The organism is Novosphingobium sp. TK46, from assembly GCF_055361525.1.
Map to the genome: position 1 here is coordinate 2146972 of NZ_CM143963.1, position 19907 is coordinate 2166878.

Annotated in this window: 17 protein-coding genes; 11 read left to right on the forward strand and 6 right to left on the reverse strand. The window is 66.7% G+C overall.

Annotated elements, in window-relative coordinates; translation table 11 throughout:
- Nucleotide 1: 1 nt before the first annotated feature.
- From glgA to ACXJ1Z_RS10335, 5 genes are all read left to right on the forward strand, one after another.
- Nucleotides 2–1477, forward strand: a complete 1476-nt coding sequence (gene glgA / locus ACXJ1Z_RS10315; RefSeq protein ID WP_463781227.1) for a glycogen synthase GlgA — start codon at nucleotides 2–4, stop codon at nucleotides 1475–1477.
- A gap of 8 nt (nucleotides 1478–1485) precedes the next feature.
- Complete coding sequence (gene glgX, locus ACXJ1Z_RS10320) at nucleotides 1486–3270, forward strand: glycogen debranching protein GlgX (protein ID WP_463776469.1); 1785 nt, start codon at nucleotides 1486–1488, stop codon at nucleotides 3268–3270.
- 64 nt (nucleotides 3271–3334) lie between these two features.
- Entirely contained in the window at nucleotides 3335–3745 is a 411-nt protein-coding gene (locus ACXJ1Z_RS10325) for a hypothetical protein (RefSeq protein WP_463776470.1), read from the forward strand.
- A gap of 81 nt (nucleotides 3746–3826) precedes the next feature.
- Nucleotides 3827–5809, forward strand: a complete 1983-nt coding sequence (locus tag ACXJ1Z_RS10330; protein WP_463776471.1) for a TonB-dependent receptor family protein — start codon at nucleotides 3827–3829, stop codon at nucleotides 5807–5809.
- Between the two features lie 87 nt (nucleotides 5810–5896).
- Complete coding sequence (locus ACXJ1Z_RS10335) at nucleotides 5897–6121, forward strand: DUF3072 domain-containing protein (protein ID WP_463776472.1); 225 nt, start codon at nucleotides 5897–5899, stop codon at nucleotides 6119–6121.
- A gap of 13 nt (nucleotides 6122–6134) precedes the next feature.
- On the opposite strand, the gene ACXJ1Z_RS10340 is transcribed toward ACXJ1Z_RS10335, so the two are convergent.
- Entirely contained in the window at nucleotides 6135–8216 is a 2082-nt protein-coding gene (locus tag ACXJ1Z_RS10340) for a protein-disulfide reductase DsbD family protein (RefSeq protein ID WP_463776474.1), read from the reverse strand.
- Between the two features lie 104 nt (nucleotides 8217–8320).
- Here ACXJ1Z_RS10340 and ACXJ1Z_RS10345 point away from each other — a divergent pair, with 104 nt between their 5' ends.
- Both ACXJ1Z_RS10345 and ACXJ1Z_RS10350 read left to right on the forward strand, forming a co-directional pair.
- Nucleotides 8321–10006 carry an alkaline phosphatase family protein gene (locus ACXJ1Z_RS10345; protein WP_463776475.1) on the forward strand — a complete coding sequence of 562 codons (1686 nt, stop codon included), beginning with the start codon at nucleotides 8321–8323 and terminating at the stop codon, nucleotides 10004–10006.
- Complete coding sequence (locus ACXJ1Z_RS10350) at nucleotides 10003–11259, forward strand: UbiH/UbiF/VisC/COQ6 family ubiquinone biosynthesis hydroxylase (protein ID WP_463776476.1); 1257 nt, start codon at nucleotides 10003–10005, stop codon at nucleotides 11257–11259. Before ACXJ1Z_RS10345 ends, ACXJ1Z_RS10350 begins: the two co-directional genes overlap by 4 nt.
- Before the next feature lie 19 nt (nucleotides 11260–11278).
- On the opposite strand, the gene ACXJ1Z_RS10355 is transcribed toward ACXJ1Z_RS10350, so the two are convergent.
- From ACXJ1Z_RS10355 to hemC, 3 genes are read right to left on the reverse strand one after another with little or no spacing between them, the layout of a single operon-like run.
- Nucleotides 11279–12232, reverse strand: coding sequence for a hypothetical protein (locus tag ACXJ1Z_RS10355; RefSeq protein ID WP_463776477.1), 954 nt, complete (start codon nucleotides 12230–12232; stop codon nucleotides 11279–11281).
- On the reverse strand, nucleotides 12219–12947 hold the full coding sequence (locus tag ACXJ1Z_RS10360; protein WP_463776479.1) for a uroporphyrinogen-III synthase: 729 nt from the start codon (nucleotides 12945–12947) through the stop codon (nucleotides 12219–12221). Before ACXJ1Z_RS10360 ends, ACXJ1Z_RS10355 begins: the two co-directional genes overlap by 14 nt.
- Nucleotides 12944–13885 (reverse strand): hydroxymethylbilane synthase, encoded by a 942-nt coding sequence (gene hemC / locus ACXJ1Z_RS10365; RefSeq protein ID WP_463776481.1) that lies wholly within the window; start codon nucleotides 13883–13885, stop codon nucleotides 12944–12946. Before hemC ends, ACXJ1Z_RS10360 begins: the two co-directional genes overlap by 4 nt.
- Nucleotides 13886–13954: 69 nt before the next feature.
- Here hemC and tsaD point away from each other — a divergent pair, with 69 nt between their 5' ends.
- Genes tsaD through ACXJ1Z_RS10385 form a run of 4 tightly spaced genes read left to right on the forward strand, consistent with a single transcriptional unit; the run spans nucleotide 13955 to nucleotide 18126 of the window.
- Nucleotides 13955–14986, forward strand: coding sequence for a tRNA (adenosine(37)-N6)-threonylcarbamoyltransferase complex transferase subunit TsaD (gene tsaD / locus ACXJ1Z_RS10370; RefSeq protein ID WP_463776482.1), 1032 nt, complete (start codon nucleotides 13955–13957; stop codon nucleotides 14984–14986).
- Complete coding sequence (locus ACXJ1Z_RS10375) at nucleotides 14983–15984, forward strand: NAD(P)H-dependent glycerol-3-phosphate dehydrogenase (RefSeq protein ID WP_463776484.1); 1002 nt, start codon at nucleotides 14983–14985, stop codon at nucleotides 15982–15984. Before tsaD ends, ACXJ1Z_RS10375 begins: the two co-directional genes overlap by 4 nt.
- A complete protein-coding gene (locus tag ACXJ1Z_RS10380; RefSeq protein WP_463776485.1) occupies nucleotides 15981–17486 on the forward strand; it encodes a lipopolysaccharide biosynthesis protein in 1506 nt (501 codons plus the stop codon). Before ACXJ1Z_RS10375 ends, ACXJ1Z_RS10380 begins: the two co-directional genes overlap by 4 nt.
- A 55-nt stretch (nucleotides 17487–17541) precedes the next feature.
- Nucleotides 17542–18126, forward strand: coding sequence for a helix-hairpin-helix domain-containing protein (locus ACXJ1Z_RS10385; protein ID WP_463776486.1), 585 nt, complete (start codon nucleotides 17542–17544; stop codon nucleotides 18124–18126).
- Here the strand turns inward: ACXJ1Z_RS10385 and ACXJ1Z_RS10390 are convergent.
- Together ACXJ1Z_RS10390 and ACXJ1Z_RS10395 are read right to left on the reverse strand one after the other, a co-directional pair.
- Entirely contained in the window at nucleotides 18123–18941 is an 819-nt protein-coding gene (locus tag ACXJ1Z_RS10390) for a transglutaminase-like domain-containing protein (RefSeq protein ID WP_463776487.1), read from the reverse strand. The genes ACXJ1Z_RS10385 and ACXJ1Z_RS10390 overlap by 4 nt on opposite strands.
- A gap of 14 nt (nucleotides 18942–18955) precedes the next feature.
- Nucleotides 18956–19900, reverse strand: a complete 945-nt coding sequence (locus tag ACXJ1Z_RS10395) for a transglutaminase family protein (RefSeq protein ID WP_463776489.1) — start codon at nucleotides 19898–19900, stop codon at nucleotides 18956–18958.
- Nucleotides 19901–19907 lie beyond the last annotated feature (7 nt).

Here is a 19907-nt window from a genome sequence, read left to right on the forward strand (position 1 = left end):
CATGCCGCTACGGGTGTTGTCGGTCACGTCGGAGGCGGTGCCGCTGATCAAGACGGGCGGATTGGCGGACGTCGCAGGTGCGTTGCCGTCTGCGGTCGCATCGCACGGCATCGAAGTCACCACGCTGCTGCCTGGCTATCCGGCGGTCCTGGCCAGGCTGCCGCGCCGCCGCGTGCTTCATGTCTGGGACGATCTGCTCGGTGAACCGGCGCGGTTGCTGGCAGGCATGCTGGGCGAACACCCGTTGGTCGTGCTCGACGCGCCCGGCTTGTTCGCGCGTGAGGGCTCGCCCTACCTCGATCCGGTCGGAATCGACTGGCCCGACAACTGGCGGCGGTTTGCGGCGCTGGGCCGCGCGGCGGCGGATATCGCCGGCGGGGCGATCATGGTGCGCGGCAAACGTCGTACCTTCGATGTGCTGCACGCTCATGACTGGCAGGGCGCGATGGCGCCCGCCTATCTGCACTGGGCTATGCCGCCCGGGGCACCGTTGGTTCCCTCGGTGTTGACCATCCACAACATCGCATTCCAGGGCTGGCAGCCCGCCTCGGTGTTCCCGCAACTGGGCCTTCCAGCGCAGACGTGGTCCGTCGATGGCGTCGAGTACCACGGCGGCGTCAGCTTGCTCAAGGCCGGGCTGGTCGCGGCGACGCGGATCACCACGGTAAGCCCCACATACGCGCAGGAGATCCGCACCCCCGAATTCGGGATGGGACTGCAGGGATTGATGGTCGCGCGCGGTGGTGTCGTATCGGGAATTCTCAACGGGATCGATACCGAGGTCTGGAACCCGGAAACCGACCCCGCCTTGGCCAAGCGCTTTACTGTGCGCGCCCTGTCCCGGCGTGGCGCGAACAAGCGAGCGCTGGAGGCCGAGTTCGGGCTGGAACCCGGCGAAGGGCCCCGCGCCGGTGGGCCGCTGTTCGTGGTGGTCACCCGCCTGACCGGCCAGAAAGGCATGGACGTTCTGCTGGAGACAGTGGACCATCTGGTCGGGCTGGGCGGTCGGCTGGCTTTGCTGGGATCGGGCGAGCCGGAACTCGAAGCCGGTTTCATCGCGGCGGCGGCACGCCATCCGGGCCGGGTCGCAGTGCGGATTGGCTATGACGAGGACTTGTCGCATCGCATGCAGGCAGGCGGCGACGCGATCCTGCTGCCGTCGCGTTTCGAGCCTTGTGGACTTACCCAGCTTTACGGACTGGCCTATGGTTGTGTCCCGGTCGTCGCCCGGACCGGCGGTCTGGCCGATACGGTGATCGACGCCAACCCTGCCGCGCTCGCGGCCGGGGTCGCCACGGGCATCCAGCATGGCGCGGTATCGTACGACAGCCTGTCCGCCGCGCTTGGTCGCACCATCTCGCTTTATGCGTCTCGCGAAGAATGGCTGCGATTGCAGCGTAACGGCATGGCCGGCGACTTTTCCTGGCAAGCCAGCGGCAAGGCCTATGCCGAGCTCTATCGCTCGTTGGCGACGTGACAGGGCCTTTGGGCGCCACCGTAGAAGGCGGTAAGACCCGCTTCGCTGTTCGTGCGCCGCTGGCGTTCCAGGTGTGGCTCTGCCTGTTCGACGGCGAGGTCGAGAAACGCCATGCGATGATCCGTAAGGGGGACGTATGGGCGGTCGAGCTGGCTGCCGATCTGACCGGCGCAAGCTATGGCTATCGCGCCGCGGGCGACTGGGCACCGGGCGAGGGCCGCTGGTTCGACCAAGCGAAGCTGCTGGTCGATCCTTATGCCCGCGAACTCGATCGCGGTTTCGTCCAGCATCCCTCCTTGGCCGAGTTCGGGATCGAGACGGCCGGTATCGTACCCCGCGCGATCGTGCCCGCGCCGGACCGTCCGTCCATCGCGGAGCCGCCGCGCTTCCGATGCGGCGGCCTGATCTACGAAATCTGCGTGAACGCCTTCACCCGATTGCACCCCGACGTTCCCGAGGCTTTGCGTGGCACCGTGGGCGCATTGGCGCACCCCGCCGTGCTCGCGCATCTCAGGAAGCTGCATGTCAGCGCGGTCGAGCTGATGCCGATCATCGCCTGGATCGACGAGCGCCACTTGCCCCCGCTGGGATTGCGCAATGCCTGGGGCTACAATCCCGTCGCGCTGATGGCGCTCGATCCCAGGCTGTGCCCCGGCGGCGTCGCGGAACTGCGCGACACCGTGGCCGCGCTTCATGCCGAGGGGATCGGCGTGATCCTTGATCTGGTGTTTAACCACACTGGCGAAAGCGACGTGCATGGCGGCGTCCTGTCCATGCGTGGTCTGGATGACGCGGTCTATGCGCGAGCGCCGGACGGCACGCTGATCAACGATACCGGCTGCGGCAACACGCTCGATTTCGCCAACCCTTGCGTGCGTCGGATGACACTGGAGGCCCTACGCCATTTCGTCGGCGCCTGCGGGATCGATGGCTTCCGCTTCGATCTGGCGACCATCCTCGCGCGTGGGCCCGCCTTCAAACGCGATGCACCGATCTTTGCGGAGATCGCAGCGGATCCACTGCTTTCGGATCGTGTCCTGATCGCCGAACCGTGGGATGTCGGACCGTCGGGCTATCAGTTGGGCCAGTTTCCACACGACTGGCATGAGTGGAATGACGCCTTCCGCGACGACATCCGCAAGTTCTGGCGCGGCGACGGAGATATCGGCACGCTGGCGACACGGCTGGCCGGTTCCTCCGACGTTTTCGAGCGGGTCGCCTGCCGCTCGGTCAATTTCGTCGCGGCCCATGATGGCTTCACGCTGGCCGACACGGTCGCTTACGCGCAGCGTCACAACGAAGCCAACGGCGAGCACAACCGTGACGGGCAGGGCGAGAACTTCTCCTGGAACAACGGTACCGAGGGGCCCAGCAACGACCCGGCGGTAATCGCCGCGCGAGCCGCCGACGTGCGGGCGCTGCTTGGTACGCTGTTCGCCTCGACCGGTACGATCATGTTGACGGCGGGCGACGAGTTCGGCCGCACCCAGCAAGGCAACAACAACGCTTACGCGCAGGACAATGCGTTGACCTGGCTCGATTGGAAGAACCGGGATCGGGCGCTTGAAGATCACGTCGCCGCACTCGCCGCGTGGCGAGCGGAGCGTAGCGCCTTGTTCGTCCGCTTCCCCGAATACGGCGCCTGGCTGGGTCCGAAGGGCGCGCTGGAAGTCGCAGACTGGAACAGCCGCGCAGGACAACTGGCGTACCACTCGCACGACGCGGCCGCGCCTTACCGCTTCGCAATCGACCGCGATCGCCGCACGATCGAACTGGACGGCTCCAGCTCCTGAAATCGCATGGTCGCGCGGCAACGTCAGTGACAGTGTCGCGATCCGGCGCTATCGCCCCGTCGCGATGAGGGGCTTGCGGCAAATCCTGTTGAGGCGAAGGCGGCTGGCGCTGTGGCTGGTGGCTTGTGCGCTGGCGCTCAAGGCGCTGATGCCCGCTGGCTACATGGTGCGTGAGCAAGGCACGCTGCTGACGATCGCCATCTGCGGTGATGCCAGCGGCGCGCATCTCACGCGGCAGATCATCCTGCCGCAGCGTGACGCGTCATCCGCAAATGAGGCAGGACAGGCCAAGGCGGCGGCCTCCTGTCCCTACTCGGTCCTGGACATGGCGGGTGGTGTCGGTGCCGATCCGATCCTGCTTGGTCTCGCGCTCGGCTTCATCCTGGCTCTCGGCCTGGCGCCGCTGGCCGCTCCTGGATTTGTGGCGTGGACGCATGTGCGGCCGCCGCTGCGTGGACCTCCTGTCACCGTGTGAGCCTGCCTGCCGGAATCTCCGGCACGCTTCCATGCACGACGCGGCTTCACGAGAGGCCGCGCAAGGTTTCAGGACACGACCATGAAAACTCGAATGGCGGCGCTTGCCTGCGCAAGCCTGCTTTCCACGCCTGCGCTGGCCGAAGAGGCCAACGATCCCACCATCATCGTGACCGGCCACGCCAGTGTCGATGCCGCCGAAGCCCGGGTGCGGCGCACGCCCGGGGGCGCCGATGTCGTCGGATACCGCGACTATGCCGACAAGACGGCCGTTTCCCTGCGCGATACCCTGGCCTTTTCGCCCGGCATCTACACGCAGCCGCGCTTTGGCCAGGAAGTGCGGATCGCGATCCGCGGTTCCGGTCTGTCGCGCGGTTTCCACATGCGCGGATTGACGCTGCTGCAGGATGGCATTCCGATCAACCTGGCGGACGATAACGGCGACTTCCAGGAGCTCGAACCGATCTTCTTCGACCATCTCGAGGTTTATCGTGGCGCCAATGCGCTGCGCTTCGGCTCGGGAACGCTGGGCGGCGCGATCAATGGTGTCACCCCCACCGGCGATCTGGCGCATGGCTTCTATGCCCGGCTGGATGGCGGATCGTACGACTTTATGCGCGGACTGGTCTCCGCAGGTTTCGGGGACGAACAGGCGAGCGCCTGGGGGGCGCTCAGCGCCGATCGCGGCGACGGGGACCGCCTGCACGCTCGGCGCAACTCGTTGCGCGGCAATTTGAACGTCCAGATCAAACTGACCGATGCCGTGACCACGCGTTTCTACGGCAGCGCCAATCACATCGTGCAGGAGCTGCCCGGCGCGTTGACGGAGGCGGTCGCACTCAGTCGGCCCAAGACGGGCAGTATCATCGGCGATCAGCATCGCGATATCGATTCGATCCGCCTGCAGAACCGGACCCGTATCGATATAGGGAAGACGAGCCTGGAGGTCGGCGCGTTCCTCAATTCCAAGCAACTGTTTCATCCGATCTTCCAGGTGATCGACCAGAAGTCGGATGATTATGGCGGCTTTGCGCGGCTGGAGCACGAAGGGGGGCCGTTCTCCTTCACGCTGGGCGGAGAGTTGCGACGCGGCAGCACCCGCGCGCGTCAGTTCGTCAACGTGAACGGCCAACGCGGTGCGCTGACGTTCGATGCGGATCAGGATGCCCGCACCGCCAATCTCTATGGAGAGATGCGGTTCAAGCCGGTCGAGCGGTTGTCCCTGATCGTCGGCGGGATATACGCAGATGGCTGGCGCAAGCGACGCGTCGCCTTCTCGCTGACGCCGGCACAGGATGGCCGCGTATCCTTCGACCAGTTCTCGCCCAAGTTCGGGGTGCTGTTCGATGCCGCGCGGGATATCCAGTTCTACGCCAACTACAGCCGCTCGGCGGAATTCCCGGGGTTCGGCGAAGTGTTCCAGACCGTCAACGGCACCAATGCGTTCATCGCCGGGATCGCCCCGCAGCGCGCCTGGACCGCCGAAGCCGGTACGCGCGGCAAGGCAGGCCGGATCACCTGGGACGTGTCGCTATACCGCGCGATGGTGAAGGGCGAACTGCTGCAATATACCGTCAGCGCCACCATTCCGGCGGCCACCTTCAATGCCGACAGGACGCTGCACCAAGGCGTCGAAGCGGGCATGACGTTCGATGCGGCCACTTGGCTTCGGCTTCGCCAGACCTGGAACTACTCGGACTTCCGCTTTCGCGACGACGCGGTGTTCGCCAACAATCGACTGCCGGTGATACCGCGCCATGCCTTGCGCAGCGAAGTGCGGGTGGGAAGCGATGCGCTCCATGTTGCGCCGAACCTGGAGTGGATACCACAAGGGCCGTTCTCGGATTACGCCAACACGCATCGCACCGGCAGCTACGCGCTGCTGGGGCTTAGCGCCGGTGCCACGATCGCGAACGGCGTCGACGTGTTCGTGGACGCGCGTAATCTTACGGGCAGGAAGGCGATCGGCGATATCTCGGCGGTATTGAGGGCGACGGCAGCCTCGGCGATCTACTATCCGGTAGAGCGCAGGGCTTTCTACGGCGGGGTGCGCGCGCGGTTCTGATGGCCTTTGGGGCTGGTCGCGAGCGGGAACCCTTGGCGGATCCCGCTCGTTGATGGCGGGAACACATAGCGAACGATGGAGCCGCACATGGCCGATGAACTGCACAACCCCAAGCTCGATGAACACCCCGGTTCCAACGCCGAGAAGGATCCGGATAACTGGGTTTCAGGCGACGATCCGATGACCGGCGCGCAGGCGTCCTATCTTACGACCTTGTGCGAAGAGGCCAAGATCGATCCGCCGGCCGAAGGCATGAACAAGGCCGAGGCATCCAAGATGATCGACGAACTGAAAACCAAGCTCGGCCACTGAGCCGCAGCGAAGGTCAGGAGCAAGATCCCGCCGGACATGCTTTTTGCGCAAGTGTCGTTGGTTTCAACACTTGCGGAAGCTGTTCGGCGGGGGCGTTCCCGGCGGGGTACCACACGTAAAGCGGAACCCCTGCTGCACCTTGCGCGGTGAGGTAACGGGTGATCGCAGGATCCCGCCGGGTCCAGTCCCCGCGCAGCACGACGACCCCCGCCTTCTTGAAAGCCGCCAGCGTACTTTCCCGCTCTATCGCCACCTCTTCGTTGACCTTGCAGGTCAGGCACCAGTCGGCGGTGAACCAGGCGAACACCGGCTTGCCCGATGCCCGCGCCTTGGCGAGCGCGGCTTCGCTGAACGGTTGCGCATTCAGAAGGCCCTTGTCCGCAGCGTTTGGTGCGCGTTCGCTCAGCGGCAGGACCAGCACGCCGACGAGAGCAAGAATGGCCAACCCGACGGCGGTCGGCCTGCTTGCCGAAAGACCTAGGCGTTGGCGGCGCCCGGCATAGGCGAGCACTGCGACCAGCGCGATGGCCAGGACGATGGCGACGGTGGCGAACAGCGGTCCGGCCACCCGTGTCGCGAGCCACGCCAACGCTAGCGCGGTCAGGCCCATCGGCAGCGCCATCCAGCGCCTGAAGGTGTTCATCCAGGCCCCGGGACGTGGCATCCGTCGGCGTAGTGCCGGCAGGAAGGCCAACGCCAGGAACGGCAAGGCGATGCCAAGTCCCAGCGTGGCGAACAAGGTCAGTGCAGAGGTGACGGGCAGCAGCAATGCCGCGCCCATCGCGGTCGCCATGAATGGCCCGGTGCACGGCGTCGCCACGAAGGCCGCGAGCAGCCCGGTCGCGAACGCTCCTTGCGGTGAGCTGTGGCTGGCAAAGCCGGGCACCACGAATTCGAACAGGCCAAGCAGGTTGGCCGTGATAGTGCAGGCGAGCAGCAGCAGCGCGGCGATCACCGCCGGCTCCTGCAACTGGAACGCCCAGCCGACTTGCTGTCCCGCCGCACGCAAGGCCAGCAGCAGGCCGCCGAGCAGGAGGCAGGCGATCACGACACCGGCTGTGTAGGCGATACCTTCCGCCCGGGCCTGGGCCTCGCTCTCTCCTGCCCGCGCAAGGCTCAGTGCCTTGAGGCTGAGGATCGGGAACACGCAGGGCATCACGTTGAGCAGCAGGCCGCCCAGCAGCGCGCCCAGCAGCAACCAGGGCAGTGATGGCAGGGCGCCCGTTCCAGCACCCGGCTGCGGCTGCGCGCCGGCGATCGGCACGCCGCCGGTGGGGACGGCACCTGGTTTTGCGATGAACGTGATGCCGTTGCCTTCACCGTCTAGCCGCAGCACCGCCTCGACATTCGACGGTGAAGCCGCCGCGACCTTGAGCCGGGGAATGGTGATGAGAAGGGTGTCGCCTTGCCGGAAAAAGCTTTGCGTGGCGGCATAATCGACCAGCTTGTCCTGCACCACGAACAGGTGTGGGTTCGCCAGCGGGGCGGCGGCCGGCAGCGGGATCGCAACTCGCAGCGTGTCGTTCGTCAGCGTGAATGTCGCGCTGGCGCCAAGCGGCGCGGGCAGATGACGCGCCCACTCCTCGAAGCTGGGGATCGCCGCGCCGGGTGTCGCTGCGATCGTGATCGTGGTGGAGAGGTCCGCGCTTTCGGGCACGCACAGCTGATCGGTGCAGGCGAGCCACTGGGCCTTGACCCGCACCGGCAATCGCGCGCCCGCTCTGGCGTCGGCCGGCGCGATGAAGGGCATTAGGACGGCATATTCGCGCTCGTACACATGGTTCATCAAACCGGAGATCAGCAGGGTCCGTGGCACCGGATAGCGTGGCTCGCCCACGCTGGCGCCGGTCGGCAGTGACCAGTCGAGGACCATGCCCAGACCAGCGTCGCCGGGATTGCGCCAGTAGCCGTGCCAGCCTGCCTGTGGCCGCATGCGCAAGGCCAGCTGAGTCGATCCGCCCGGCGTCGTAGCCGGCCCGGCGACGAGTTCGGCGGTGATGTGCGTAGGGGCTGCCTGTGCGGAAGGTATCGCCAGAAGCAGCGCGCAGGCCTGCCACAAGATCGCAACAAGAAAGCTGTAACGGCGCCGGATCATCGTTTCAAAAGTCCTTCGCTGCCGAGGCATCTTGCGCGTCGGCGGCATTGCAGCCATCGACGCCTCTGCTCCTTTCGTCGGGACAATTCAAGGAATCGCCTCTCATGAACCCTGCCGTGCGTGCCCTGCGTCTCGCTGTCGCTTCGGTTGTCGGACTTGGCGCACTGACATTCACCGTACCCTCGGGAGCGCAGGATCGGTCGGCCGCGCCGGCTGCCCCCGCGGCGCCGTCCACCAGCTCCAAGCCGCGACTCATCCTGGCAATCTCGATCGACCAATTCTCGGCCGACTTGTTCGCGCAATATCGTGAGCACTTCACCGGCGGCTTCGCGCGGCTGCTGACGGGCGCGGTGTATCCGCAGGGATTCCAGTCTCACGCCGCGACCGAAACCTGCCCCGGGCATTCGACCTTGCTGACCGGCGTGCATCCATCGCGCACCGGCATTATCGCCAATACTTGGTACGACGCCAAGATGGGCCGCGACGTCTATTGCAGCGAGGACGAGCGCAATCCCAAAAGCACCGCGAAGGAGCCGGTCGTCTCCAACTGGCACCTGAAGGCGCCGACGCTGGGCGATCTGATGAAGCAGGCCAACCCGGCGGCCTTGAATGTCGCCGTATCGGCCAAGGACCGCGCCGCGGTGATGATGAGCGGGCACCGCACCGACGCGGTCTATTGGTGGCTGGGCAAGGGGTTCACGACGTTCGAGGGCCGGGCGCCTTCGGCCGCCGCGCTGGCGCAGAATGCCGTCACCGACAGGATGATCGATGCAGGCGCTCCCGCGCTGCCTGCGCCGCAATGGTGCGAGCGGGTCGACCGTGCGGTGCCGATCAAGGATTTCACCATTGGCACGTATCGATTTCCGCAGGCGGCGGGCGACTACAAGACGTTCAATCGCACCCCGCGGATCGATGCCGCGACCGGCGAAATGGCCGTGCGCCTGGTCGATGAGATGGCGCTGGGCAAGGACGACGTCACCGACGTGCTGTCGGTGAGCTTCTCGGCCACGGATTATGTCGGGCACGCCTATGGCACCGAGGGCGTGGAGATGTGCATCCAGTTGGCGCAGCTCGATGCGACGCTGGGCAAGCTGTTCGCCGCGCTCGATCAGCGCGGAATCGATTACGTCACGGTGCTGACCGCCGACCACGGTGGCATCGATGCGCCCGAGCGGTTGCAGCTGACCGGGTTTCCCTCGGCCCAGCGGATCGATCCGGCGCTGACGGCCGAGGGACTGTCGCAGGCGATCTCGCAGGATACCGGGGTGACGGTCGCGGATGGCCAGCTGATCCACGGTGCAGGTGCTTCCGGCGATATCTGGCTCGCCGCGGGATTGACGGCCAAGCAGCAGAAGAAGGTCGTGGACGCGCTGCTGGTTCGCCTTGCCAGGCACCCGCAGGTCGCCGCCGTCTATAGCGCCGCCGCACTTGCCAAGATGCCGGTGCCGCATGGCGATCCCCAGGATTGGACGATGGCGCAGCGGGTGCGCGCCTCTTTCGATCCCGAGCATTCGGGCCAGGTGCTGATGATGACCAAGCGCGGCGTCGTTCCCGGCGAACCCAGGCCCGGTTACACCACCACGCATGGTAGCCCGTGGGACTACGACCGCCGCGTGCCGATGCTGTTCTGGCGCAAGGGCATGGTCGGGTACGAGCAGCCGGACCCGGTCGAGACGGTGGACATCGCACCGACGCTGGCATCGCTGATCGGCCTGGCTGAACCTTCGGGCACGTGGGACGGTCGCTGCCTCGACATCGACGGTTCACGCGCCGATACATGCAGGCGATGAACCAGGCAGAATCGACCACTCCGACCGCAATCGCTCCCGCCCAGGATCGCCGCGACCTCGTGATCCTGGGCGGCGGGCTCGTCGGCATGACGCTGGCGCTGGCCGCCGCGCGGCAGGGGCTGACCAGTCACGTCGTCGATCGCGCCGACCCTGCGGAACTGACGGCCGAAGGCGCCGATGGTCGGGCCTCGGCGATCTCGACGGCAAGCTGGAACCTGTTCACCAACATCGGCATCGCTGCCCGGCTCGAACCGCTCGGCTGTCCGATCCAGGCGATCGCGGTCAGCGATGGCATGAAGCCAGGCCGCATCGATTTCCGGCCCGAGCCCGAGGAGGGCACGCTGGGCCGCATGTTCGCCAATCGCGACTTGCGGCTGGCCTTGTTCGAAGCGGCGCGCGAGCAGGATGCGATCGCATGGCACACCAGCGCGCAAGTCGTGCGACGCACGCGTGGTCCTTATGGCGTCGACGTCGAGCTGGCGGACGGCCGGACGCTGTCGGGCAGCCTCCTGGTCGCTGCCGAGGGTCGGCAGTCACCCACCCGCGACGAGGCCGGGTTTACCTATGCCAAGTGGGATTATCGCCACAACGCGATGGTGACCGGGCTGACTCACGAGAAGCCGCATAGCGGTGTCGCGTGGGAGATCTTCTATCCCGACGGTCCGTTTGCGCTGCTGCCCTTGCGCGATACTGAGGATGGTCGCCACCGCTCGGCGCTGGTCTGGACCGTGGCCGAGAAAGATGCCGCCGCGATCGCCAAGTTGCCCGATGCGATCTTCCGCAGCGAGGTCGCCGACCGGATGCATGGCGTATTCGGTGCGATCGCGCTTGCCGCGCCGCGCATGTCATACCCCTTGCGCTTCCACCACGCGGGCCGGGTCACGGATGAACGTCTGGTGGTGATCGGCGATGCCGCGCACGGGATGCATCCGATCGCGGGGCAGGGACTGAACCTGGGCCTGCGCGACGTCGGTGCGCTGGTCGAGGTGCTGGGCGAGGGGATGCGGCTCGGCCTCGAGCCGGGCGATGCGCAGTTGCTCACCCGCTACGAGACGTGGCGCGGTCTCGACACATTCATGGTCATGTCGGTGACGGACGGCCTGAACCGCCTGTTCGGCATCCCCGGCCGGTTGCCGTCGGCCGCGCGCCGCCTGGGTATGGGCGCGGTACAGCGCCTGCCCATCATCAAGAGCTTCTTCATGGACGAGGCGCGGGGTGTTTCGGGGCGACTGCCGGAACTGCTGCAAGGCTGATCCGAAGCGAACGGCGCCTTCAGGTCGGAGGCGCGGTGGAACTGGCGGCGCTGGGCGTCGGGACAGGTTCGGGCGTCGATAGCGCGCTCGGTTGATTCACGTCCTGACCCGATCCATCCTTCAGCCGTCGCGGCTCGAGCATGGCGGTGGTTTCGAGAAGGTCGAGCGCGTTTTGCGCGTCGTCGAACCGCCGGGCATCGGCGATCCACTTGTTGGCGGCATCGGCGCCGGGAAGACGCTCCACCTCGTCGATCGCGCTGCCGATCCGGCGCGCGGTGAGCATCAGCCGCGCCCGATCGATACGGGCGGCGGGAGCGAGCAGCGTCGGAGAGTCGCTGTGAACGATGAACAGGCCCGCCAGCTCTTCGCGCGTGCGGGCCAGGAAATTGGTCTCTTGGGAATCGTCGGTCAGATCCGGAGCGAGCGCTTCCAATCTGGCGGTCAGCTGGTCGATCGTCACCGGGTTGCGCGAAAACGCGGTGATCGTCGCGACGGCCTGGGGCTGGGCATCGGCAAAGCGTAGCTGGAGCTGGTCGGCCACATAGCCCAGCGGTTCGCCCCGCTCGACCAGACGGCGGGCGGCCGATGCGATCAGCAGGCCTTCCGCTCTCGCGGCATTTCCCGAGGCCGCGTCGGCTTTGAAATCGATGCGCGAAAAGCGGTCTTCCAGCATCGCCAGGCGCCCCTCGAGCGATACCACCGCCTGTGGCGTCGTGTTGGCGGGCTGCGGCGTGGCGGCCGTCATCGCCGCGCCATCGGTCCCGGATGGTCCACCGCTCGTCGCGGAAGGCTGGCGACTGCCCGATCGTGCCGGCAGGTACCGGGCAAGCTCTCCGGTCCAGGCGAACCACCCGGCCAGACCGGCGCCCAGGATGAACGCCAGCAGCACCAGCAGCGCCGTCGCTCCGGTTGATTTGCGACGCCTCGGCGGCAGCGGGCCATCCATCACGATGGTCGGGTTATCGTCCTGCATCGGGCCTTTCTTCGGGGGATTTCGGTGCCCCGTCCGCGTCTTGGCACATCTGTTTCGCCAAGGCCAGAAGGGCTGCGTCACTGGCCAGTTCGGCGACTTGCACGCCCGCCCATCCATCTTTCGCGTGTTGTAGCAGGCGCGGTCCGATGAGCGCCAGCGAGATGCGGCTGCGATCGATTCCCGATTCATGGCAGATCGCAGCGAAGTGTTCGGCCGCATCGCCGGAATGGAGCATGACGACGGCAGACTGATCCAGCGCTCGATCCAGCCGTTTGCCCATCGGCATCGGCACGCTGGCATAGACTTCGCGCGTATCCATGGTGACGCCATCGGGAACCGTCAGCGGCACGCGCGAGACGCCCGCCAGACGCAGCAGTCGGCGATGCTCCGGCGCCAGTGCGTTCAGTACGTTCTGCAGTCCGCCGGTACCGATACGAGCGATGGGAAAGCCAGCCGCCTGCGCCGCGTTCGCGGTCGTCTGGCCCACGCAATAGGCCGGCAGCCGTCGCAAGTCGTCGAGCGCTGCCCCGCCATGGCGGATCGCGTTGGCGCTACCCAGGACAATGGCGTCGACCCGCTCGCGCGGCACTGGGATCCACGGAATTGGACGCACAGCGAAGATCGGATGCGCCTGTGCGTCGAGCCCGATGGACCGCGCGGTCAGCAGCGTGGCCGACGCGCCCGGTTCGGGCCGGACGATGATGAGCCTGGTCATGCTGGCGACGCTCCGGCGAAATGCACGGTGATCGCGGGTACGGCGCGCGCCAGCAGTTCGGCGGCGAGCCGGGCCGGCGCCTCCACGTCGGTGTCGTCGAAAGTCACTTCACCCTCGACCCGCTCGGCGCCGTCGGGGCTGTAGAGCGCAGCGCGCATCGTGATGCGGGTATCGTCCTGGCAGGTCAGCACCGCGATCGGGCTATGGCAATTGCCGCCCAGCGCGGCGAGCAAGGCGCGTTCCGCAAGCACCGCGGTGCGGCTGGAGCGATGGTCGATGGCAGCGAGGAAGTCGCGCGTGCGGGTGTCGTCGGGGCGACATTCGATCAGGATCGCGGCCTGGCCCGGTGCCGGCAGCCACTGCTTGGCATCGAGCGCATGGCCGGTGCCGCTCTCTCCCAGGCGATTGAGTCCGGCTGCCGCCAGGAACGTGGCGTCGACCTCGCCGGCCGCCAGCTTGGCCAGGCGCGTGGCGACGTTGCCCCGAAAGGTGACGACCTTGCAGTCCGGCCGGGCATGGAGCAGCTGGGCCGCTCGCCGCGGCGCGCTGGTGCCGACGACGGCGCCTTGCGGCAAGGCGGCGATCGTCGCTGCGCCCACCAGCACATCGCGCACGTCTTCGCGCGGGAGTACCGCGCCGATGGCTATTCCGGCGGGGCGGATCGTCTCGACATCCTTGGCCGAATGAACCGCGAAGTCGATCTCTCCGGCCAGTAGCCAGGCGTCGAGCTCCTTGGTCCATAGCGCCTTGCCGCCGATCTCGGCCAGCGCACGATCCTGGATGCGATCGCCGCTGGCGGTGACCGGCACGATCTCTATATGCGCTGGCTCGATACCGTGCGCTGCCGCCAGGCGAGCCCGCGCTTCCTCCGCCTGCGCCAGGGCGAGGGGAGAACGGCGCGTGCCGAGGCGGAAGTGCTGCGTGTTGCGTGAGTTCATGGGCCAAGCGTGCTACCCGGCATTGCGCCCGAGGAAAAGATGGACGTGGTGGGGCAGAGGTAAAGACGGATGAGGACGGTTCTCGGCATCGAAAGCTCGTGCGACGAGACCGCGGCGGCGCTCGTCACCGAAGGACGCGTGATCCTGGCGCAGCGCATCGCGTCGCAGGACGACGCCCACCGACCCTATGGCGGCGTCGTGCCCGAGATCGCGGCGCGCGCGCATGTCGAGCGGCTGACGCCGTTGATCGCGGCGACTTTGGACGATGCCGGCATGACGCTGGCGGACGTCGATGCGATTGCCGCTACGGCCGGACCCGGGCTGATCGGCGGCGTGATGGTCGGCCTGGTGACGGCCAAGGCGCTGGCGATGGCGAGCGACAAGCCGCTGATCGCGATCAACCATCTGGAAGGCCACGCCTTGTCGCCGCGTCTGGCCGATGAGGCCCTGAGCTTTCCCTATCTGCTGTTGCTCGTGTCGGGGGGGCATTGCCAACTTCTGCTGGTCGCGGGCGTAGGCCGCTATCGCCGGCTGGCCACGACGATCGACGATGCGCTGGGCGAGGCGTTCGACAAGACCGCCAAGCTGCTGGGCCTCGGCTATCCGGGTGGTCCGGCGGTCGAGCGGCTGGCGCGCGACGGCGACCCCAAAAAGGTGGCGTTGCCGCGACCGCTGCTGGGGAGCGCTGAACCGCACTTCTCGTTCGCTGGGCTCAAGAGCGCGGTGATGCGGGCCAAGCAGGCCGACGGGGCCTATGGCGATGCCGACATTGCCGCCTCGTTCCAGCAAGCTGCGATCGACTGCCTGGTCGACCGCACGCGCCGGGCGCTGGGTGCGGCGGGGGCGGTTACGGCGCTGGTGGTTGCCGGCGGCGTCGCCGCGAACCAGGCGATCCGTGGAGCGCTTGAGCGGTTGGCGACCGAGCATGGCCTGCCGTTTGTCGCACCGCCGCTGGCGTTGTGCACCGACAATGCGGCGATGATCGCCTGGGCCGGCGTCGAACGCCTCGGACAAAACGATCCGCTGGACACGCCATCGTATCCGCGCTGGCCGCTGGACCCATCGGCCGAGACCGTGCGCGGTGCAGGAGTGAAGGCATGACCGCTCGGATCGGCGTCGTCGGCGCCGGTGCCTGGGGCACCGCGCTGGCCCAGGCGCTGGCCAGCGATGGCAGCAGCGTGCTGCTGTGGGCGCGCGAACCGGAACTCGTGCGCGAGATCAACGAAGAGCGGCGCAACAGCACATACTTGCCGAGCGCCGCACTCGCACCGACGATCCGCGCGACGCACGATCTGGCGGAACTGGGCGCCTTGCCGGTGCTGCTGATCGTTGTGCCCGCGCAATTCCTCGCCGCGGTGATCGCGCAATTGCCGGTGGGGAATCGCGACCTGGTGTTGTGCGCGAAAGGGATCGAGGCCGGTACTGGCCGCCTGATGGCGGAAGTCGCGGCGACTGCGGATCCCGAGGCGCAACTCGCGGTCCTGTCCGGCCCGACGTTCGCGCATGAGGTGGCGGCGGGGCTGCCCACCGCCGTCACGCTCGCCTGCTCCGGCGGAAAAAGCCAGTGGGAGCGGCTGGCCCCGATGATCGCACGGCCATCGTTGCGGCCATACTATTCGGACGACGTGATCGGTGCCGAGATCGGTGGCGCGGTGAAGAACGTGCTCGCGATCGCGTGCGGCGTGGTCGAAGGCATGAACCTGGGCCAGAACGCCCGCGCCGCCGTGATCGCGCGCGGCTATGCCGAGATGCTGCGCTTCGGCCTTGCGCGTGGGGCCCGGTCCGAGACGCTGGCGGGGCTGTGCGGTCTCGGCGATCTGGTGCTGACGTGCTCCTCGACCTCCAGCCGCAATTTCTCGCTCGGTCTTGCGCTGGGGCAAGGGCTGACCGCCGCCGACGCGCTTTCCGGCAAGAGTAGCGTCGCCGAAGGCGCGGCCACGGCGCCGGTGCTGGCCGATCTGGCGACGCAGATCGGCATCGCCATGCCGATCGTCGAAGGCGTGTGTCGGCTGTTGACGGGCGAAAGCCCGGCAAGCGCGGTCGTCACTGAAATCCTGTCGCGCCCGCTCAAGGCCGAGCAGGAGGGTTTCGGCGCTTGACCGTTTTGAATGCCGCCGCGCCCGGCCAACAGGAAGATCTGGCGGCGATCGCCAAGGGTGGGCGAACAAACCTGTTCGGTTTCTTCCTGCGCCTTGCCGCGCGAATCCCGTTCCTGTTCATTGCCGGGCGCGCACCGGGTTACGGCCCGGCGGCGCTGGGTGTCTTCGCATCGGCGCTGGTCCTGATCGAATTAAGCGCGATGATCTGCACGCTGGGCGAAAAGCGCGGGCTGGCGCAGCGCTTGTCGGATTCCGACGAGCATCCGGCCAACGTCATCGCGGATGGTTCGCTGATCGCGCTGATCGCGTCGTGCGCGGTCGCACTGGCGTTCTGGCTGTTTCCCGCTCCGCTGTTTCCGGGCGGTGAGTTCACCTGGATCGACCGGCTGATGGTGCTGGCGATCCCACCGCTGGCGCTCACCGAGATCTGGCTTGCCGGGCTCGCCTATCGGTTCGACGTGGGCGCTACCGTCCGCGCCCGCTCCGTGGTCGAGCCATGGACGATCTCGATTGTCGCGGGGATCATGGCGCTCGTCGCGCCCCGAAGCGGGCTTGCGGTCGCATACCTCGCTTCGGTCTACGCCACCGCCATTGCCGCCTTCGTGCCGTTCATGAAAGCATACGGGTTGCCGCGCGACTGGCATCCGTCGCTTTCCGGCATGGGCAAGCTCACCTTGCGCAGCCTGCCGATCGCCACGGCCGACGCGATCGAGTGGGGGACGCGACGGCTCGACATCTTCATCCTCGGCCTGTTCGCGGCGCCCAGCGCGGTTGGCGTGTACTATGTCGCGCAGCAGGTCGCGAGCTTGCCGCAGAAGCTCAAGACCAGCTTCGAGCCTATCCTGGGGCCGGTGATCACGCGCAACCTCAAGACGCGCGATTACGCCGCCATCGCCCGGCAGGTGCGGCAAGTCGGCTTCTGGATACTCGCCGCGCAGATCGGCATAGCCCTGGCTCTGGCCATACCGGGAGAAGGCGTGATGGGGCTGATCGGGCCGCAGTTCGTCGGCGGCACGGGCGCGCTGGCGTTTTTGCTGGCGGCCGAAGCGGTGGCGGCGACGGCGGTGGTGAGCGAGGCGGCGCTGATCTATGTCGCGCGTGTCCAGAACCTTGTCGTCTCGGTCCTCACGATCGTACTGCAGGGCTTGCTGACCATCGCCGGGATCCTGGCGCTGCAGCGGTTGGGTTATAATCAGCTGTACCAGGCCGCCGCCGCGGCGCTGGCGCTGGCGCTGGCGCTCGGATTCGCATCGCTGGTCAAAGCCGGCATTCTGGCGAAGATCCTGGCCGAACCGATCAACAACTGGCGCTGGGCGCTGGTCTGGGCGGTGGTGCCCGCCGTGGTCGTAGGTGGTGCGGCGACCTTGCTGCTGCCGGAATGGGCGGAACTGGCCCTGGGCATACCGGTCATCCTCGGTGTGTACTTCGGCGTGTTGTGGATGCGTGCGTTCGGCCCCGAGGATCGGGTGCTGTTCCAGAAGGCAAAAGGCGCGCAGGCTTGACTGTTTAATGCTTGCGGCCAAAGAAATGCGCCGCTGCTGATCTGAGGAAACAAGAATGAACCTTGCCCAGCTGATCGAGGCCAACTGGCCCATCGTCGGCGTAGTTCTGGTGATCGCGCTCATCCTGGTGATCTGGCTGATCGGCCGGGCCACCCGGTCGAAGGCACGCGATCGGCGTCGACCGGACGTGCTTGACAAGGGGGCCGCGCCCGCGCAGCGCAACCAGGCGCTGATCGATGCCCCACCCGCTGCGGCGGTCGCGGCGCCGTTGATCGTGGCCCCGGCCGCAGCCGGCACATTGGCCGGTATCGGCGAGGTGATCGCACAAGGCGCTCACCAGGAAGCGCAGGCCGCGCGAGCGGATGCATCCGAGGCGCCCCCGGCAACCGCAGCGCCTGCCGCCGGCGATGACTTGCGGCGAATCAAGGGCCTCGGTCCCAAGCTGGTCACCAGCCTGCAGGCGCTGGGCATTACCCGCTATGACCAAATCGCGGCCTGGACCGACGCCGATCTCGATGATCTGGATACCAAGCTTGGCGCTTTCGCCGGTCGCCCCCGGCGCGATTCCTGGGTCGAGCAGGCACAGCTTCTAGCAGGCGGCGACACGGCCGCCTACGAAGCGAAGTTCGGCAAGCTCTAGGGCTGGTCGGCAGTCACTTCGTCGGTGTGGACCTGGAAGTCCGCCAGTATCGTCGGACCGAACGAGGTCGTGAGCGCGGTGTCGGTCGCGTCCCGCCCGCGCGCCATCAGGATGCGGCCAATGCGCGGGATGTTGTGGCGCGCGTCGAAATAATGCCACTCTCCGCCCAGATACACGTCGAACCAGGCCGAGAAGTCCATCGGTGACGGGCTTACCGGCACGCCGATGTCGCCCAGATACCCGGTGCAATAGCGCGCCGGGATATTCATGCAGCGGCACAGCGTGATCGCCAGATGGGCGAAGTCGCGGCACACGCCGCGCTGCTCCTGATAGCCGTCCCACGCCGTGCGGGTGGCGCGGGCGTGATGATAACCGAACTCGATATGGTTGTGGACGAAGGAGACGATTTCCTGGACCATCGACCAGCCGAGCGCGACATGTCCGAACAACGACCATGCCGTTTCGAGCAGCCGGTCGGTCTCGCAATAACGGCTGCTGAGCAGATAGATCAGCACGTCGTCCGGCAGGTCTTCGACCGAATGCTGGATAGCATCGAAAGCCTGGCGATCGGGTTGGCCACTGTCCTGGATGATGAAGTCGGTAGAAAGCGTCAGTCCGCCCGCTGGCACCGTCAGGCGTGAGCAGACGTTTCCATAGGCGTCCAGATAGTCGTAGATCGGCACCTCGGGCGTGGTCAGCACGCGCTGAGGCGTGGTCAGATCCTTGTGTCGCGAAGGGTGAAGGCTGAGCATTGCCAGCATCGGCGTCGGCACTTGGGTGTCGAAACGGATATCGAAGCCGGCGCGGATCAGCATGGGGTTCACCTTGCTCAGGAGTGCGAGGGGGCGAGCGGGATGGGCTCGGACGGGGGCAGGATGGACGGATCGGGATTGGGTGGCGTCATCGGATCGACGTGGATATCGACCGAGACCTGCATGTCCTTGAAACTGCCGGGGAACCCGCTCCAGCTGCCGGAGATCGGGACGGCCTGGTAGATGTCTCGCGCGATCGCGACCCGTATCAGGCCGCGCGTACCGATGATGGCGTTGGTCGGATCGAACTCCACCCATCCCGATCCGGGCAGATACACTCTGACCCAGGCATGGGTATTGCCCCCGCCGATCGCGCGGCGCCGGCCCGATGGGTTGTAGACGTAGCCCGAAACGAACCGTGCGGCGAGGCCCAGCGCCCGCACTGCCTCTATCATGAACATCGCATAGTCGCGGCAAGTGCCGGTGCCCCGTTCCAGCGTCTCGATCGAGCTTTGCGTGCCTTTCTGATGGCGCGGAACGTAGGTGAACTCGCGTTTGATCGCGTTGGTCATCTCGGTCAGCATCGCAAGGGTTGAGGTGGCGCCGCTGCGGTCGACGAAGCGGCGCGCCCAGGTGTCGATCTTGCGCTGGGGATCGAGGTGCTGCCGCTCGATCGATCGCAGCAGATCCGGCATCTCCTCGGACGAATAGGTGAACGGATAGTTGCGCGCATAATCCTCGATATGGACATCGCTCAGATCGCTGGGAAAATGCTCGAGCTGCGCCTTGTTTTCGATCCGTAGCTGATGGTGCGGCTTATCGAAGCTGGCGATCGCGACGGAGTTTCCGAATACGTCGTGCAGCCAGCGCAGTTCCTTCGGCGCGGGATCGAATTCCAGCGCCGAACTGATGAGATGCTGATCGTAGCTTTCGCGCGGTCGCACCATCAACCGGTGCTCGCCGAAACGAACCGGTTTACTGTACGAATATGTCGTCACATGGGACAGGTTCACCAGCGGCATGAAAGAT